The following is a 16,193-nucleotide window of genomic DNA, read 5'->3' on the forward strand; positions in this document are numbered from 1 at the left end:
GCACGTCTTGCCGGATGCGTCGCAAGACAGCTTTGCAGATCCCGCTTATCCCTCCCGCCTTTGGGGCGGAGGGTTGGGTGGGGCGGCTTTAGTGACGGCAACCAAGCCGATCCGAAACCTAAAAGGACCGCACGCCGATGTACCGCCAGAAATACCTGTTCCTTCTGCCCGGCCTTCTGGTGCTGGTGGCGATCATCCTTTTCCCGCTTCTGTTCACCATCCGCGTCAGCTTTTCCTCCTGGGATGTGTATAACCCCGGCTTGAACTGGATCGGCGGCGAGAACTATGGCCGCCTGTGGGAGGACGCCCGCTATTGGCAGGCTCTCGGGCGATTGACGCTGCTCTCGGTCACGACGGTGCTGATCCAATATGTCCTTGGCTTTGCGCTGGCACTGATGGTCTGGCGCGACCTAGCCGCGCGGCGGCTGTTCCGGGTGTTGTTCCTGATCCCGATGATGACCACGCCCGTCGTCATGTCGGTGCTGTGGCGCACGATCTTTCATGAAAGCCTCGGCCCGCTGAACCCCATTCTGGAAAGTCTCGGCATCGGCGCCGCACCTTGGCTCTCCAGCGCAGGCTGGGCCTTTGCGGCGGTGGTGATGGTCGAGGTCTGGCAATGGACGCCGTTCATGTTTCTGCTGCTGCTGGCGGGGCTTTTGTCCTTGCCGAACGAGCCATATCTCGCTGCAAAGATTGATGGTGCGGGGCCTGTGCGAACGTTCTTTTCGGTAACCTTTCCGATGCTGGGCGCGATTTCGGTGGGGGCCATCCTGATCCGCCTGATCGAGGCGTCAAAGATCATGGAAACGGTCTATGTGCTGACATCTGGCGGGCCGGGCACCAGTACCGAAACATCCAGCTATTACATCTACATTCGGGGGATGCGGGATTTCCAGATCGGTTATTCGGCGGCGCTGTCGCTGACCTACCTGATCATCATGATCGTGGCGCTGACGGTGATTGCGAAGCTTCTGGTGCGCGCATTGGTAAAGGACGCGGCATGAAAACCCTGTATCTGGCACTGAAATATCTGGCGATCGCGCTGTGGTCGGCCTTTGTCGTGTTCCCGTTCCTCTGGGCGCTGACCACCAGTTTCAAATCCGCCAATGGCGTGACCGGCGGGGCGACATGGATCCCGTGGGTGCAGTATGAACCATCCTTGCAGGGCTGGCAGTCGCTTTTCGGCGGGGTGGGCGGCATCAATGTGGTGAAGCCGTTCTACAATTCCCTCGTCGTTACCCTGTCGGCCAGCGTGATCAGCATCACGCTTGGCACACTGGCCGCCTATGCGCTGTCGCGGTTCACCTTCCGGTTTCTGTGGATGCGCAACAGCGACATTACCTTCTTCTTCATCAGCCAGCGGATCATGCCACCTATAGTGCTGGCCATTCCGTTTTTCCTGATGCTGCGCTCGCTTGGCCTGCTGGATAGTCTGCCGGGGTTGATCCTCGTTTATGTGGCGCTGCTGATGCCGATTGCGGTGTGGGTCATGGTCGATTTCTTCAACGGCGTGCCGCGTGGGCTGGATGAGATGGCGTGGATGGATGGCTGCAATCCGATCATCACCTTCTGGCGGGTGATCCTGCCCAATGCTCTGCCGGGGTTGGTGGTGGCCGGGATGTTCTGCATCATCTTTGGCTGGAATGACTTTTTCTTTGCCTTCACGCTGACCTTTACCGAGACGCAGCTTTTGCCAGTGGCCATCGTGTCGCTGAATTCATCGGTGACGCCGTGGTGGTCGCTGTCGGCGGCGGCGCTGGTATCTATCGCGCCGCTGGTTGTGCTGGCGTTTGTGGTAGAGCGGTTCCTGTCAAAGGGCGGCTTGGCCGGGGCGGTGCGCTGATGCTGAAGATCACAGATCTTGAGCTGCTGGTGGGGAGCGTGGCGCATCTGGCCGCCATCAACGCCAGCTTTCAGCCCGGCACGCTGACCACAATTCTGGGCCGCACCGGGGCGGGCAAGACCACGCTGATGCGCGCGATTGCGGGGCTGATTGCGCCGGACAGGGGCCAGATCTTGCTGGACGGCACGGGTTGGACGCGCCTGCCGCCCTGGAAGCGCCCGGTGGCGATGGTGACGCAGCAATTCATCAACTATCCACATCTGAACGTGCGAGACAATGTGGCCTTCCCGCTGGTGCGCGCGGGTGTGGCCAAGGCCGACGCCGCCGCCCGCGCCGAGGCGGCCCTGGCGCGCGTGGGTCTTGCCGCGATGGTGGACCGCCGCCCCTCGGCGCTGTCAGGTGGCCAGCAACAGCGTGTGGCAATCGCCCGTGCGCTGGTGAAAAAGGCCCCGGTCCTTCTGTTGGACGAGCCGTTTGTGAACCTTGATTACAATCTGCGCGAAGCATTTCGCAAAGATCTGGTTGACCTCTTGGCCGTAGAGACGGGCACAGTGGTGCTTTACGCCTCGACCGATCCGCGTGAGGCGTTGCAGATGGGCGACCAGATCGTTCTGCTGGCGGACGGTCGCATCGTGCAATCGGGCAGCCCGCGTGATGTATTTGCCAACCCGGCCAGCCTGACCGCCGCCAGTGTCGTGAACGACCCGCCGATCAACCCGATCCCATTTCACCAGAACGGCGTTGCCGATTTCGGCGCGCTTGGCCAGCAGGCAATTACTCTGCCGTCGGGTGCCTACACGCTGGGCCTGCGCGCAAGCGATATCCGCGCGGGCGGGCCGCATCAGGCGCGGGTCACGCTTACCGAAGTCACCGGGTCTGAAACGCTGACCCACCTGTCGTTGAACGGCCTTGACCTGGTGATGCAGGAAAAAAGCGTCGTGCTGCGAAGCCCCGGTGATGTGGTGGGCGTGCATCTTGATCTGCACAAAGGATTAGTCTTTGGCGCAGACGGGCAAAGGGCAGGGGTCTGACATGGCAGAAATTCGTCTGGCCAAACTGGCCCACTCCTACGGCAACGGAACAAATGCGCTGAAACCGCTAGACATGACCTGGCGCGATGGCGGCACCTATGCGCTGCTCGGGCCATCTGGTTGTGGCAAATCCACCATGCTCAATATCATCTCGGGCCTATTGAAGCCGTCTGAGGGCCGGGTCCTGTTTGACGGGCAGGATGTGACTGATAAAGACACCGGCGCGCGGAATATCGCGCAGGTGTTTCAGGTGCCGGTGATCTACCGGTCGATGACGGTGGGCGAAAATCTGGCCTTCCCGTTGGTGTGCCGCCGCGTGCCCACCCCCCGCATCAAGGCGCGGGTGGAGGCGATTGCCGAGCGGCTGGGCCTGTCGCGGCATCTGAACAGCCGCGCCGTGGCGCTTACGGCAGATCAGAAACAACTGATCTCGCTGGGCCGCGGGCTGGTGCGCGAAGATGTTTCAGCGGTGCTGCTGGACGAACCGCTGACGGTGATCGACCCGCAGATGAAGTTCGAGCTGCGCAAGATCCTGAAGGACATCAACCGCGAGTTTCGCCTGACTATGGTGCTGGTCACGCATGACCAGAACGAGGCGCTGACCTTTGCCGATACAGTTGTCGTGATGAACCACGGTGAGGTGATACAGGCGGGCACTCCGCAAGAGCTGTTTGAACGCCCTGCCACCACCCATGTTGGGACCTTTATCGGCAGCCCAGCGATGAACTTTTTGCCCGCCGTGCGCGAGGGTGACCGGGTGCTTGTCCCCGGCGCCGGCCTGTCCCGCACAGCCCCCGCGGACCTGCCTACCACAGATCTGACACTGGCCTTTCGCCCGGAGCATGCAGTTGCGGGTGGCCCCCTGGCAGGCACCGTGACGCGCATTTGGTTTGAAGGTGCCGATCAGGTGCTGGCCTTGTCGGTCGGCGACGCGTCGTTGCGCATCCGTGCCGTAGCAGGGGCCGAAACGGTCGGGGCAATCGTGCGTTTTGACGTGCCGCAAGACTGCTTGCGGCTATACCACCAAGGCCGCCTTGTGGCCTGAAAAATTTGCAACCTGAGGAGATGGCGACAATGAGTGATTACTATTCACAGGAAAACCACGGTCCGTTTCATCTGCACAGCCTTGGCGATTTTACCCTGACCTCGGGGCAGGTGCTGAAGGACGCGCAAATTGCCTACGCCACCCAAGGCAAGCTGAACGCGGCCAAGGACAACGCAGTGCTGGTCACCACCTGGTACACGGGCACCACCAAGATCATGGAGCAAATTTACATAGGCGCGGGCCATGCGCTGGACCCATCGAAGTATTTCATCATTCTGGCAAATCAGTTGGGATCAGGCCTGTCCACATCGCCCTCTAACTCTGCGGCGCAAGGGGGGGCGGCCTTTCCCGCAGTGTCAATGGGAGATGACGTCAATGCACAGCACCGGCTGGTGACCGAGGCGTTTGGCCTCGATCATCTGGCGCTGGTGTTCGGCGGGTCGATGGGGGCGGGGCAGGCGCTGGAATGGGCCTGCCGTTACCCCGGTTTTGCGCAGCGCGTTGCGGCCTTGGCGGGGGTTGGCACCACGCGCCCCCATGCCGTGGTCATAGGCAAGATCGTCCAGGACATCCTGACCTCTGCTCCAGGCTTCAACGGCGGAGCCTATGCCGCTGCCGACATGGCAGTGCCACTGCGCCAGCACGCGCTTTACTGGACTAACCTTGCTTGGTGCCCTGATTTTCTAGACCGCAAGGGATGGGAACCCTTGGGTCATGCGTCTCTGGATGCCTTTCTGACCGATTTCATGACCGGCTATTTCGCGCCGATGGATGCCAACAACCTGCTGGCACAGGTCAGCAAATGGCAACGCGCCGATGTGGGTGGCAATGCGGGCGGCGATGCAAAGGCCGCCTACGCGAAGGTGAAGTCTAAGGTGCTGCTGATGCCGATATCGTCAGACCAGATTTTCCCTGTGGCCACCTGCATCGCAGAGGCAGCATTGATCCCCGGTGCCCGCCTGACCGTGATCGACGGCAAGGCAGGCCATCTTGGTCTTTTCGCCATCGAGCCTGATTACATGCCGCAGATCAACGCGGCGCTCTCCGGGCTGCTAGGTGAACAGGTCTAGGCGATCTTCTTGCGGGCGATCTGATCAGTCATCTGGTGGACTTGATTGCGTCTGGAGTCTCGTCCTAAGCTCAGCTGATCCGCGCGGATTGCCGCTTTACCCATCGGATAGGTATTGAAGACTCAATCGAAGCGACTCCGCCGATCTTCGTTAGACGTCCGGTCAAAAAGTGCTCGAAGTCGTTCAGGTCGGCAACCGAAATTCGAAGTAGATAGTCGAAGCTGCCGGTCATCAGCCAACACTCCACGACTTCGGGGCAGAGTTTGACCTCACGCTCGAACTCGACAAGTTTGCGGTCCACCTGCTGATCCAGCTTGACAGAGACGAAGACACTGAAGCCAAAGCCCATGCGTACCTCGTCCACCACGGCGCTGTAGCCGGTGATGAAGCCGTCAGCCTCTAGCCGACGGATGCGCCGCGCACAGGGTGAGGGCGAAAGGCCGACACGCTCGCTCAGTTCCTGATGTGAGATGCGCGCATCTGCCTGCAGCTCTTTCAGAATTCGGTGGTCGATCTGATCCAGTTTCATATGATATACGCCGAAAATCAGCGCTCCTTGTCAATTTGACGCCGAATATGAGCAATCGGAGTGCGAAAAGACAGGTAAAATGCAAGTATCTCGCCCAGGGACTGCGATATTCTTGCCTAAAGGAGTTGCCGATGCCTGATTTTCCCCATCTGAAAACCATTGAACAGCGCTTGCTGTGGTTGTCGCACTGGATGATCCATCACGCCAATCACATCCGGCCCAACGTAGACGGGATCAAGGTCGGCGGGCATCAGGCGTCGTCGGCCTCGATGGTGTCGATCCTGACAGCGCTCTATTTCCACGCGCTGCGGCCACAAGACCGGGTCGCGGTCAAACCCCATGCCTCGCCGGTCTTTCACGCCATCCAATATCTGATGGCCAACCAGACCCGCGAAAAGATGGAGAATTTCCGCGGTTTCGGTGGGGTGCAAAGCTACCCCAGCCGGACCAAGGACGTGGATGATGTCGATTTCTCTACCGGATCGGTCGGCCTTGGCGTCGCGATCACGTCGTTTGCGTCGATCATGCAGGACTATATCGCCGCCAAGGACTGGGGCGGCGATCTGCCTTTGGGCCGCATGGTGGCGTTGGTCGGTGATGCCGAGATGGACGAAGGCAACGTCTATGAGACGCTGCAAGAGGGCTGGAAGAACGATCTGAGAAACTGCTGGTGGATCATCGACTACAACCGCCAGTCGCTGGACGGGATCGTGCGTGAAGGGCTGTTTGCGCGGATCGAGCAGATCTTCGACGCCTTCGGCTGGGATGTGGTGCGGGTCAAATACGGCGCCCTGCAACGCGCGGCTTTTGCCGAGCCGGGAGGCAGCGCCCTGCGCGACTGGATCGACCGCTGCCCGAACCAGCAATACGCCGCGCTGACCTTTATGGGCGGGGCCGTCTGGCGCAAGCGGCTGATGGAGGATCTGGGCGATCAGGGCGATGTATCGGCGCTGATCGACCGGCGCGACGACGCAGGATTGGCAGCGCTGATGGAAAACCTGGGCGGCAACTGCGTGCAGACCATGGCCGAGGCGTTTGACGCCGTCACCCACGACCGGCCGACCTGCTTTCTCGCCTATACGATCAAGGGCTGGGGCACCCCGATTGCCGGCCACAAGGACAACCACGGCGGGCTGATGAACCCCACTCAGTTTGCGTCATGGCAAAGGCACATGGGCGTGCCGCAGGGCCAGGAGTGGGAGCCGATGGCCACCGTCCAAGACCCGACCGCCCTGCGCAGTTTCCTCTCGCGTGTGCCGTTTTTTGCAAATGGCAGCCGCCGCTATCACGACGACCGCATTGCCGTGCCGAAGATCATCGTCGATACTGGCCGCGAGATCTCGACCCAGGCTGCCTTCGGCAAGATCCTCGACGAACTTTCCAAGAGCTCCTCTGCGTTGGCCGCGCGGATCGTTACCACCTCGCCTGACGTAACGGGAACCACCAGCCTCGGCCCCTGGGTCAACCGGCGCAAGTTGTTTGCGCGTCAGCCGCAGGCCGATGCCTTCATTGAGCACCGCATCCCCTCGACCGCGAAGTGGGAGTTTGCGCCCGAGGGACAGCATATCGAACTGGGCATCGCCGAGATGAACCTGTTCTTGCTGCTGGGGGCGGCGGGCTTGTCACACAGCCTATTCGGCAAGCGGCTGTTCCCCATCGGCACAGTCTATGACCCCTTTGTGCATCGGGGCCTCGATGCCCTGAATTATGCCTGCTATCAGGATGCCCGCTTCATCATCATCGGCACCCCGTCGGGCGTTACACTGGCGCCCGAAGGCGGCGCGCATCAGTCCATCGGGACACCCTTGACCGGCATGTCGCAGGATGGTTTGGCGGCGTTTGAACCGGCCTTTGCCGATGAATTGGCGGTGATCATGGAATGGGCCTTCGACTACCTTCAACGCGACGGCGATGGCGACCCGGACGAACGCACCTGGCTGCGCGACAAAACAGGCGGGTCGGTCTATCTGCGGTTGACGACAAACCCGCTCGAACAGCCGGGCAAGCGCCACGACAACGCCTTCTTGCAAGGAGCCATCGACGGAGCTTACTGGCTGCGAAAGCCCGGACCAAATTGCCAGTCAGTGATCGCCTATCAGGGGGCTGTAGCGCCTGAGGCTATTGCGGCAGCGGGCATCATCGGCGAACACCGCCGCGATGTGGGGGTGCTGGCCGTTACCTCGGCCGATCGGCTGAACGCGGGCTGGACGGCCGCACAGCGCGCCCGCGCACGTGGTAACCGGGCGGCACGCAGCCACATTGAGACATTGTTGGCGGACCTGCCACGAGATTGTCTGCTGGTCACGGCCATTGACGGACACCCGGCCACTTTGGCCTGGCTAGGGTCGGTCGGCGGGCACAAGACAGTGTCACACGGGGTCGAGCATTTCGGCCAGACTGGCACAATCGGCGACCTCTATCACCACTTCGGGCTGGACCGTGACTCCCTTGCGCAGTCCATAGCGGGTTTGACAACGGGACGAGGTCCTTAGGGTCAGTGAACAGCCCCTAGTTTGCTAGACTCCTTGCAGTTTCAGTTTCTGCTGCTGTTCGAAGGCGATCGGTGACAGCATGCCGTTCCTAACGTGTTTGCGCTGCGGGTTGTAGAAGAACTCGATGTAGTCGAACACGTCTTGTCGGGCTCCACTGCGGGCCCGCAAGCTATTGTAGGACAAGGCAATCGCTAGTGAGAACGATACCGTGGCTTGGCAAACTGAGCGCAGTTGCCAACCTATAGGTTGGCAGGGGCGCTTAGGGACATCAGCCTCGGTCAAGCTTCTGTCCGAAGGACCACGGTCTGGTCGCGGCGGCGCTCCGGTAGGTACTCCGCTGCGACCTTCGGCAACCACCGCAAATCTGTAGCCGTCTCTTATCCCAGCGCATTCAAATCTCCCATCAATTAGAGCTACCCTCAGTTCTTTGGAAATTCTGACTTTGGAGCGTCCAAAACGCTAAAGTGTCGCTTCCGTCAAAGAAATCCATGGTGCTCACTTTAAAAATATGTCACTTTAGATATCATGGACGCCGCAAGGTCACAAAATCTGAAGAAACTGCTTGATGCCGTGCCGGCCGGGTACCTAGTCGATGCCGCATGGCTCGTCTCCCACGGCATCGCCTATGAGAGCTTCCGTGACTATGTGAAGCGCGGCTGGCTCGACCGCATCACCCGAGGCGTATTCCGCCGCCCACTCCCCAGCACCGCAGCCATCCCGATATCAAACAGCATCGACTGGAAGACCTGCATCCTTTCCACGCAGCACATCATGGGTCATGACCTGCATGTCGGCGGCACCACGGCGCTCGGCGAACAGGGGCATGCCCATTATCTGCGCCTCGGCGATAGCGCTCCTGTCTGGGTGTATGGGGACAGTATCCCCAATTGGCTGGCGAAACTACCGACGGATGCCCAGATCAGAATCCGCCCCCGTTCCTTGTTTGCCGACCCGAAACTGGGCTTGATCGAGGGCAAAACGACCGGCCAGCCGTGGGACTGGGGTCTCACGATGTCGACGCCGGAGCGCGCGATCCTGGAGGCCATGGACGAACTACCTGACCATGAAAGCTTCCACACTGTCGACATGGTCTTCGAGAGCCTGACGACCCTGCGCCCAAGACTGCTGTCCGACCTCCTCCAGACTTGCCGCAAGATCAAGGTCAAGCGCCTGTTCTTCGTTTTCTCCGACCGCCACGACCATCCTTGGCGCAAGCGGATCGACCCGCAGGCATTTGATCTCGGTAGCGGCGACCGGGCCCTGGTTCAGGGCGGGAAGATCCACCCCCGCTATCGGATCATGGTGCCGAAAGATTTCGTGGAACCGGAGGTCGGCAGTGGCGCGTGAGACCTATGAAGCCCAAGTTGCGCTCCTCGTGCGCGTCCTGCCCCATGTCGCAGGCGAAAGCGTCTTCGCGCTCAAGGGCGGGACGGCGATCAACCTCTTTTACCGGGACCTGCCGCGGCTGTCGGTCGATATCGACCTGACCTACCTGCCAATCAAGGAACGCGCCGAAAGCCTGGACGAGATCAATGCGGCAATGGACCGCATCGCAGCTTCCATCGAGGCCGGTATCCGCGGCGCGAAATCGCAGCGTATCCAAGGCGGCGGCGGCGGAGACACACGGCTGCTTGCACGCCTCGGCAATGCCGAGATCAAGATCGAAACCTCGCCTGTGACCCGAGGCGTGGTTCACGACCCGGAAATCCGTATCGTCTCGGGCGCCGTGGAGGACGCCTACGGCTATGCTGAAATACAGGTCGTCTCTTTCGAGGACCTGTTCGCAGGCAAGCTGCACGCTGCCCTAGATCGGCAGCATCCCCGCGACCTCTACGACGTCACGCTCCTTTACGAAAACGAGGGCCTGACGCAGGACCTCTTCCAGACCTTCCTGATCTATGTCGCCAGTTCGCCCCGGCCGGCGCATGAGCTTCTCGATCCGAATCTGATCGACCTCGAGCAACCCTACGCGCGGGAGTTCGAGGGAATGACCAGAACACCCGTTCCTCTCGACTCGCTTCTGGCGACGCGCCTCAGGCTGATCGCAGATGTACAATCGCGCCTCGACGACAAAGCGAGGCAGTTCCTTCTGACACTTCAAGACGGGGAGCCTGACTTTGCGGCCATCGACCGGGCGCAGGCGGGTCAGCTGCCCGCCGTGCAGTGGAAACTCGTCAACCTGAACAAGCTGAAGCGCGAAAACCCCGCAAAGCACGCAGCGCAGCGCGACGCCCTGCTGAAACTTCTGAGCTGAACCATGTCCTGCACCGGCGAGACGGGGGCAGAGACATCGCCGTCCTCAGCACGTCTATGGGAAGTCCAGAAGACCGGCGAACTCAGTCCGTCGTTGCAAGCCCTGTGTCGCGCTGAACTGACCGCATTTTCGCCCGACGAAAGGCCAAGCGCAGGGCTTCGGTCGGCAAAGGCGGTGAGTCAATAGCCTCAAAGAAGCGCTCATGGTCGATCTTCTTGAGATCAGTGTGGTCAGGACTTTCGATATCGGGCGTTGTCATCTTTACGATCCTCTGGTGCAATTGCGGTTTGGCAGATCAGCCGCCAGCCGCGATCGAGGCGCGTGGATGGACCATCTCTCCGACCAATCGCGCCAGCCAGGTCGGGAACTGCGGCGCAGCCGATACCAGTTCTGTCTTTGCAGTCTCCGTGAGCTTGGATCGCAGGATTTGCATGGCCTTGGGAGCCTCATCCGGACCGAGCCATGCCAGAGCCCGGACAACCTGGCCCGAGGTCTTGCTCCCAAGGGCCAACTGCCAGCGCGGCGCATGACGCAGTTCGACTGCCTGCCGGCCAAGCTTCAGCACACGGCTTCGTCCCGAGGTGAGGTAAACCGTCTTGACCGGCACCTGCGTGGTCAGGCCCAAAGCGTTTGCCGCGGCAGCACCGCTCGGCACGATCGTCTCGCCCCGCTGCACAGCGAGCGCTTCAATCGCCTGTTCAGCCGACGGACTGCGCGGACCAAAGCGTGTCTGGACCGGGCGCATGTAGATGCCGCGTCCCGCACGGATCAACTCGCCGCGCGCGGCCAGACGCGACAGCGTCTGATCGACCGCCGCGCGCGAGCCGAGGTGCAAGAGGCCCTTCGCTGCCAAGGGCACCCCCTCCGGCAACGTCATCGCGACCTTCATAATGCTCTCGGCCATGCGCTCCATGATCGCTCCTTTGTCAGAAACATATGCGGTTTTCTGACAGTATTCAACCGTGCCGTCTCACCCGAAGCGGCGCCCTCCTTCGGTGAAGGTGTACTCGTTGACGATGATCCCCTCCTCGATGGCCTCGTCCGATGTCAGGTGGTCGTATTCAGCCTGAAGCTGGCGGTAGAGCCAGCGGGCCAGATCACGCAGCGCCTCGGTCACGATCTCCTCCGCGTCTTCAGTCGGCGGCTGCCAGGTCGGACTGTCCCGCGTGACGTCAACGGCCATGGTGTATTCGTGGTAGTAGCGGCCGCGGTGGCTGACCTCCGCAGCGAGCTGGTAGAAGTTACGTCGCTGGATGGCCTGCAGGCGGTCGGCGACGCCATGCAGTGTCGCGTCCGTGGGCGCGTAGTCCCGGATGCGCGCTGCCGCGCCCTTGGCGTGGGACCAGTAGCCTTCGAAGCAGGCCCCATCGCCTTGGCTCCAGAACCCGGAGAACCAGATGCAGGGTTTGGCCCGCGTCCCGCCGCCCATCATGCGCGCGGGCGTGGTCTTCAGGCGGATGCCGAGGATGTCACAGACCCTCTCGAAATCCTCATGGACCGCGTCCCACCAATCATCGTGGGGGCCAAGCTCGCGATACCAGCTGCGCGCCTTTTCCTTGGCCGCATCCGAAAGCTCGGGGAACTGGTAGACGGTGGTGCAGATCACCTCAGGCATCTGCGTCCTCCCCGTGCAGAGCAGTGGCAAGCCATTCCTGGCTGATCGTCCAGCCGATGGAATTGCGCGCGCCGAGGTCGATGACATGCGCGCCGCCACCGAAGGCGTCGAGGCGCGGCCGGGAGCAGGTCAGGGCGTACTGGAAGCCCCAGAGGCCGGTGAGGTCGAGCTCTTCCGCAAGGCGCAGCACGAAGCGGATGACGGCTTCGACATCGCCGTGGTCGTCGTCATGGATCCAGAGGGCGCTGCCCTCGGGCGCGTCTTGGCGCACGAGGTCGAAGCCCGCGACCTCCGGGTCCTCGGCGTCCTGATCCTTGGCGCGGAGCTCTTGGAACAGCGCGAGCGCGCGGGCAGCCTTATCGGGGGTGCCAACGTCGAGCAGGCACGAGAAATGGGTGAAGTAATCCGCCATGGGGACCTCCTGAATGGGAAGACCCGACCGAGCGGCCGGGCACTGGATTGGGATGAAAGGGTGGTTGGGGGCGATCAGCCGGTAGGCCTGTCGCCCACCGCCTGTCGCATGGAATGCGCGCAGAGCATCTGCCGGTAGAAGCGCTTGCGCGCCGGCCGGAAGCCGCGCACGGCGCGCGTGTCGGGGTGGAGCGCCCGGACCGCCGCGCGCAGGACGGCGTAGGGCGAAGCCGTCACCGGCAGGCCGAGGCGCTGATAGGCCGGATCGGTCATCTCAGGCGACCTCGACCACGGGCGAGGCGAGATGCGGATCGACCAGGGCCTCGATCCGCGCGGTCCGGCCCATCCAGGGCTCGGGACGGATCGCCTTCACCCAGTCAGCAAAGCTCGGGATGAAGCCAAGGTCTTCCTTCACATGCTGCTCTCCCACCCAGCGGGTCGGGATGATGCGCCCGGTCGAGAGGGTGAGGGTCTGGCCGAAGATCGTCTCGGCCATGAAGATGCCCTCCGCATGGTGGCGCAAGGCCCGGTGCCGGAAGTCAGCCGTGATCTCCTTGCTCTGGTCGATTATGTGGACAGCACGCCGACGGTGGCGTTTTGCCCTATGCTGGCTGTTACGACCCGCAAAAACACCGAGGCGCAAATGTTCAAACTGAGAAGCGCCGACGGTGGCGCGACCATTCTTGTGACCGATATGGACGGCAACGCAGTCGACCCGATCTGCAGATTTGTCGGCTACCTTGGGGCGAAGGCGTATTCGCCGAACACCGCCCTCGCCTATGCACGCGACCTCATTCATCTCTGGACCTTTCTCTCAACCCAAGGAATTCACTGGACCTCCTTCTCCCCCGAACTCTCGGCCGCATTCCTCGAGTACCTCCGGTCGGTAAACGCCAAACGCAAGCGCCGGGATACTTCGATCAGACTGGTGGTGAGCGAGGGGGCTGCCGTTCAGCAGGGCCTTTCAGCCGCCACGATCAATCGCATCCTCGTGGCGGTTGACGCCTTCTATCGCTGGGCGATTTTCACAGGAGCGTTCAGCGGGCCAAACCCCATAGTCAGAAGGCAGGATCGGACTTCCTGGCGGGTGAGCGACCGACACAAACCTTTTCTGGCAGGTATTTCGCAGCATAAGCCTGAGATCAGAGAATTGCGCCTGAAAACGGTGCAACGGCTCCCCCGACCGATGAGCCAATATCAGGTTGAAAGCTTACTGGCCGCCACCCGCAATCTCCGCGACCGCAGCCTGATCTTGCTCATGTTGAATGGTGGCCTACGCCCAGGGGAGGTCCTTGGATTGCAGATGAAAGACATAAGCTACGGGCGTCGTCGCATCTTCGTCCGCTGCTGCGACGATCATCCAAAGGGCGCGAGATCGAAGTCCCGCGTCGAGCGCATAGTCGATTTGCACGATGGCGAGACCCTGGAAACACTGAACACGTACGTCATGCATGAACGGCCTCACGATGCCGAAGCGCTGTTCGTTTTCCTCGTAGGCGGGGGAGGCGCAAATCGTAAGGATCCATTGTCCTATTCTGCGCTGGCCCGTCTATTTGCCCGTGCTTGCGACCGCGCCGGGATCCGAGAACAGTGGATGACCCCCCATGCACTCCGCCACACCCACGCGACACGCATGTGGGAGGCGGGGATGCGAGAGCTGACCCTGCAGAAGCGCTTGGGCCATGCATCGCCGGAATCGACGAAGATTTATACTAGGGTCTCCGATGCCGTGGTCGTGACCGAATACCGGCGGGCCCTCGGCCTTGATCGCCCGGCGCGGGGTGAAGGGGGAGATCAGCCGTGAAGCAGATCTCTCCTAAAACCGAGACCGGTCATCCCCGCCCCTTCAAACATGCGGACGAAGCGGACTATGCGGCCTTTCTGGCGTGCATTCCGATGGACGACAGTTTTCGGCGCCAACGGCTGCTTTACCGATCTAGGTTTGTCGAGAGCTGGCCGGATATCAACGACTGGTTCTCCGCCCCCCTGCCGATCAGGATTGGCCGCCTGAGCGGCGACACGCAGGCACACCCGACTTATCCGGTCAGTTTTCGGGCGCGCAGTTACCTGTACTACGCCGCCATGACTGACTGCATCCAGCTGGACTACGACTTTCTGTTTGCCGTCGGGAACATGCGCGTTGCTGAGACGATGGCACCCCTAGGCGCCTACACTGGTTTGGACCAGTTGGTCGCGGAAAGCGAGCGGATTGGCTATTCCGCAGCCAGCGTGCGGGCGTCGCTTCACGTCATCCTGCCCCGGCTCGCCATGCACACCGGCATCCGATCCTTCGATGATCTCCGACAGCGCCACCTTGACGAGATGATGGCCGGTATCGAAGCATTCGCAGAGCGCAGTGACGCTCACCTGTTCAGAAAGGAAGAGGAAGACTTCCCGAACGGCTTTCTGCGAGGTTGGCACAACCAGACCCGGCGATTGCAGCTTCTCCTCTTCCACAACGGAAATGATGTTGTCCGCCCACAGATCATACAGGACAAGCGCAAACCGATCCCATCGCCGCGGCCTGATCTTCAGGACTGGGCGGATCGCTGGGTTGCGAAAAGGCAGCTGACCTTGGCGCGCCCGACGGTCGACCACTTAGCCGTGTCGATGCGCCACTTCATCGGTTACCTCGCGGGCTTGCAACCCAAGGTTCAGACCTTTGCGGACATCACGCCCGACCTCTTCAACGATTACCTGCGCCACTTGCAGCACGACATCGCGCCTCGAACCGGCGCGCCACTGTCCATTACTGCCCGGCGCGCACGAGCAGGTGCCGTTGCCAGATTTCTCGCGGACGGTGCGGCTTGGGATTGGCCGAACTTCCCCACACGCCCGCTCCTCGACCCAAGTGACCTGCCGAGGCTAGCGCACCGCGTTCCGCGGTTCATACCCGACGATCAGCTTTCACGTCTGATGGAGCATCTTCCGAAGATCGAATGTGCATTCCAGCGTGCAGCACTTCTGGTTGCCCGCTGGTCAGGGGCTAGAAGGGGAGAGATCGTCCGGCTCCGCATCGACTGTCTGGATCGCTATCCCGACGGGACCCATCGCCTACGAATTCCTGCAAGAAAGACGATGCGGGAGCGCCTTGTTCCGCTCCACGATGACGCTGCCACGGCATTGAGCCAGGTGATCGCTAGCCGTTTGGAAGCCAATGACCGACCGATCCGGGACGATAGGACTGGCGAAATTGTTCGATATGTCTTCTATCGCCGCGGCGGGCGGATTTCGCCAGACTACTTGATGCAGGCTCCACTGAACCAACTCTGCACGCTGGCCGGGCTTATCGATCATGACGGCAAACCCACAGTCAGCACTCACCGGTTTCGACATACCGTAGGCACGCAACTGGCCGAGCGCGGGGCGAAACTGCACACGATCATGAGTGTTCTCGGTCATCAGACCCCTCATATGTCGATGGTCTACGCTAGGATCAGCGACACCGAAGTGCTGCGCGATTACCGCAGCGTCCTGGGACCCGGCGAAACGATTGCCGGCCCGGGTGCAGATGCGATCCGCGCAGGCAAGCTGTCGTGCGCGGCGATCGATTGGCTGAAGTCGAACTTCATCAAGACTGAGCTCGAACTTGGCCATTGTCTTCGCCTGCCCTCAGAGGGGCCTTGCGAATGCGACCTGTATCTCAGCTGCACAAAATTTGTGACCAGTAAGGCCTATGCTGGTCGGCTTCGAGACAGGAGAAAACTCGAAGTAGCGCTTGCAGCCGATGCCAGAGAACGGGGGTGGTCGCGAGAAGTCGAACGGCACAACGGCATCGCGAACCGCATCGAAAGGCTCTTGGTCGACCTGGAAGAACCAATTGAAGAATGAACTCTGCGGCGGCCCCGCGATAGACCACAGGGACCTCCCCGCCGTCCTCACCGCCAGCGCTTTGATCCGCGC

At 61.3% G+C, this 16,193-nt stretch carries 16 protein-coding genes and 2 pseudogenes; 10 read left to right on the forward strand and 8 right to left on the reverse strand.

Annotated features, from left to right (window positions below):
* Positions 1-137 precede the first annotated feature (137 nt).
* From CUR21_RS05390 to CUR21_RS05410, 5 genes are read left to right on the forward strand one after another with little or no spacing between them, the layout of a single operon-like run.
* Positions 138-1,004 (forward strand): carbohydrate ABC transporter permease, encoded by an 867-nt coding sequence (locus CUR21_RS05390; RefSeq protein ID WP_100196008.1) that lies wholly within the window; start codon positions 138-140, stop codon positions 1,002-1,004.
* Positions 1,001-1,843, forward strand: coding sequence for a carbohydrate ABC transporter permease (locus tag CUR21_RS05395; protein WP_100196009.1), 843 nt, complete (start codon positions 1,001-1,003; stop codon positions 1,841-1,843). The genes CUR21_RS05390 and CUR21_RS05395 overlap by 4 nt, the downstream gene beginning before the upstream one ends.
* Entirely contained in the window at positions 1,843-2,874 is a 1,032-nt protein-coding gene (locus CUR21_RS05400) for an ABC transporter ATP-binding protein (protein WP_100196010.1), read from the forward strand. The genes CUR21_RS05395 and CUR21_RS05400 overlap by 1 nt, the downstream gene beginning before the upstream one ends.
* A gap of 1 nt (position 2,875) precedes the next feature.
* Positions 2,876-3,919, forward strand: a complete 1,044-nt coding sequence (locus CUR21_RS05405; RefSeq protein ID WP_100196011.1) for an ABC transporter ATP-binding protein — start codon at positions 2,876-2,878, stop codon at positions 3,917-3,919.
* Positions 3,920-3,948: 29 nt separating this feature from the next.
* Entirely contained in the window at positions 3,949-4,989 is a 1,041-nt protein-coding gene (locus CUR21_RS05410; protein ID WP_100196012.1) for an alpha/beta fold hydrolase, read from the forward strand.
* A gap of 70 nt (positions 4,990-5,059) precedes the next feature.
* Here CUR21_RS05410 and CUR21_RS05415 read toward each other — a convergent pair whose 3' ends face one another.
* Positions 5,060-5,518, reverse strand: coding sequence for an Lrp/AsnC family transcriptional regulator (locus CUR21_RS05415; protein ID WP_100196013.1), 459 nt, complete (start codon positions 5,516-5,518; stop codon positions 5,060-5,062).
* A gap of 131 nt (positions 5,519-5,649) precedes the next feature.
* Between CUR21_RS05415 and CUR21_RS05420 the strand changes: the two genes are divergently transcribed.
* Positions 5,650-8,010 carry a 1-deoxy-D-xylulose-5-phosphate synthase N-terminal domain-containing protein gene (locus tag CUR21_RS05420; protein ID WP_100196014.1) on the forward strand — a complete coding sequence of 787 codons (2,361 nt, stop codon included), beginning with the start codon at positions 5,650-5,652 and terminating at the stop codon, positions 8,008-8,010.
* A gap of 24 nt (positions 8,011-8,034) precedes the next feature.
* On the opposite strand, the pseudogene CUR21_RS05425 reads toward CUR21_RS05420, so the two are convergent.
* Positions 8,035-8,175: pseudogene (locus tag CUR21_RS05425) on the reverse strand (IS3 family transposase); the annotation flags it as partial.
* Between the two features lie 360 nt (positions 8,176-8,535).
* On the opposite strand from CUR21_RS05425, the gene CUR21_RS05430 reads away from it, so the two are divergent.
* Entirely contained in the window at positions 8,536-9,357 is an 822-nt protein-coding gene (locus tag CUR21_RS05430) for a type IV toxin-antitoxin system AbiEi family antitoxin (RefSeq protein ID WP_100196015.1), read from the forward strand.
* Complete coding sequence (locus CUR21_RS05435) at positions 9,347-10,264, forward strand: nucleotidyl transferase AbiEii/AbiGii toxin family protein (protein WP_100196016.1); 918 nt, start codon at positions 9,347-9,349, stop codon at positions 10,262-10,264. The genes CUR21_RS05430 and CUR21_RS05435 overlap by 11 nt, the downstream gene beginning before the upstream one ends.
* An 82-nt stretch (positions 10,265-10,346) precedes the next feature.
* On the opposite strand, the gene CUR21_RS18555 is transcribed toward CUR21_RS05435, so the two are convergent.
* From CUR21_RS18555 to CUR21_RS05460, 6 genes and pseudogenes are all read right to left on the reverse strand, one after another.
* Positions 10,347-10,523 (reverse strand): hypothetical protein, encoded by a 177-nt coding sequence (locus CUR21_RS18555; RefSeq protein ID WP_153750067.1) that lies wholly within the window; start codon positions 10,521-10,523, stop codon positions 10,347-10,349.
* 36 nt (positions 10,524-10,559) lie between these two features.
* Entirely contained in the window at positions 10,560-11,177 is a 618-nt protein-coding gene (locus CUR21_RS05440) for a DUF6088 family protein (protein ID WP_100196017.1), read from the reverse strand.
* Between the two features lie 57 nt (positions 11,178-11,234).
* The gene (locus tag CUR21_RS05445) at positions 11,235-11,879 is read right to left on the reverse strand and encodes an antitoxin of toxin-antitoxin stability system (protein ID WP_100196018.1); all 645 of its coding nucleotides are present in this window, start codon (positions 11,877-11,879) and stop codon (positions 11,235-11,237) included.
* Positions 11,872-12,291 (reverse strand): hypothetical protein, encoded by a 420-nt coding sequence (locus CUR21_RS05450; protein ID WP_100196019.1) that lies wholly within the window; start codon positions 12,289-12,291, stop codon positions 11,872-11,874. The genes CUR21_RS05445 and CUR21_RS05450 overlap by 8 nt, the downstream gene beginning before the upstream one ends.
* Before the next feature lie 74 nt (positions 12,292-12,365).
* Complete coding sequence (locus CUR21_RS05455) at positions 12,366-12,563, reverse strand: hypothetical protein (RefSeq protein WP_100196020.1); 198 nt, start codon at positions 12,561-12,563, stop codon at positions 12,366-12,368.
* Position 12,564: 1 nt separating this feature from the next.
* Positions 12,565-12,870, reverse strand: a pseudogene (locus CUR21_RS05460) (hypothetical protein); the annotation flags it as partial.
* On the opposite strand from CUR21_RS05460, the gene CUR21_RS05465 reads away from it, so the two are divergent.
* Both CUR21_RS05465 and CUR21_RS05470 read left to right on the forward strand, forming a co-directional pair.
* Positions 12,802-14,094, forward strand: coding sequence for a tyrosine-type recombinase/integrase (locus CUR21_RS05465; protein ID WP_232622699.1), 1,293 nt, complete (start codon positions 12,802-12,804; stop codon positions 14,092-14,094). The pseudogene CUR21_RS05460 and the gene CUR21_RS05465 overlap by 69 nt on opposite strands.
* On the forward strand, positions 14,091-16,121 hold the full coding sequence (locus CUR21_RS05470; protein ID WP_100196022.1) for a tyrosine-type recombinase/integrase: 2,031 nt from the start codon (positions 14,091-14,093) through the stop codon (positions 16,119-16,121). The genes CUR21_RS05465 and CUR21_RS05470 overlap by 4 nt, the downstream gene beginning before the upstream one ends.
* The last annotated feature ends 72 nt before the right edge of the window (positions 16,122-16,193 follow it).

This window comes from Pseudorhodobacter sp. MZDSW-24AT, assembly GCF_002794355.1.
Lineage (GTDB): Bacteria > Pseudomonadota > Alphaproteobacteria > Rhodobacterales > Rhodobacteraceae > Pseudotabrizicola.

Bases quoted from the DNA above. Each gene is read 5' to 3' on its own strand.
- CUR21_RS05455 (WP_100196020.1), bottom strand. From the start codon at position 12,563: ATGACCGATCCGGCCTATCAGCGCCTCGGCCTGCCGGTGACGGCTTCG.
- CUR21_RS18555 (WP_153750067.1), bottom strand. From the start codon at position 10,523: ATGACAACGCCCGATATCGAAAGTCCTGACCACACTGATCTCAAGAAG.
- CUR21_RS05450 (WP_100196019.1), bottom strand. From the start codon at position 12,291: ATGGCGGATTACTTCACCCATTTCTCGTGCCTGCTCGACGTTGGCACC.
- CUR21_RS05445 (WP_100196018.1), bottom strand. From the start codon at position 11,879: ATGCCTGAGGTGATCTGCACCACCGTCTACCAGTTCCCCGAGCTTTCG.
- CUR21_RS05410 (WP_100196012.1), top strand. From the start codon at position 3,949: ATGAGTGATTACTATTCACAGGAAAACCACGGTCCGTTTCATCTGCAC.
- CUR21_RS05430 (WP_100196015.1), top strand. From the start codon at position 8,536: ATGGACGCCGCAAGGTCACAAAATCTGAAGAAACTGCTTGATGCCGTG.
- CUR21_RS05465 (WP_232622699.1), top strand. From the start codon at position 12,802: ATGGTGGCGCAAGGCCCGGTGCCGGAAGTCAGCCGTGATCTCCTTGCT.
- CUR21_RS05405 (WP_100196011.1), top strand. From the start codon at position 2,876: ATGGCAGAAATTCGTCTGGCCAAACTGGCCCACTCCTACGGCAACGGA.
- CUR21_RS05390 (WP_100196008.1), top strand. From the start codon at position 138: ATGTACCGCCAGAAATACCTGTTCCTTCTGCCCGGCCTTCTGGTGCTG.
- CUR21_RS05395 (WP_100196009.1), top strand. From the start codon at position 1,001: ATGAAAACCCTGTATCTGGCACTGAAATATCTGGCGATCGCGCTGTGG.
- CUR21_RS05415 (WP_100196013.1), bottom strand. From the start codon at position 5,518: ATGAAACTGGATCAGATCGACCACCGAATTCTGAAAGAGCTGCAGGCA.
- CUR21_RS05400 (WP_100196010.1), top strand. From the start codon at position 1,843: ATGCTGAAGATCACAGATCTTGAGCTGCTGGTGGGGAGCGTGGCGCAT.
- CUR21_RS05420 (WP_100196014.1), top strand. From the start codon at position 5,650: ATGCCTGATTTTCCCCATCTGAAAACCATTGAACAGCGCTTGCTGTGG.
- CUR21_RS05440 (WP_100196017.1), bottom strand. From the start codon at position 11,177: ATGGAGCGCATGGCCGAGAGCATTATGAAGGTCGCGATGACGTTGCCG.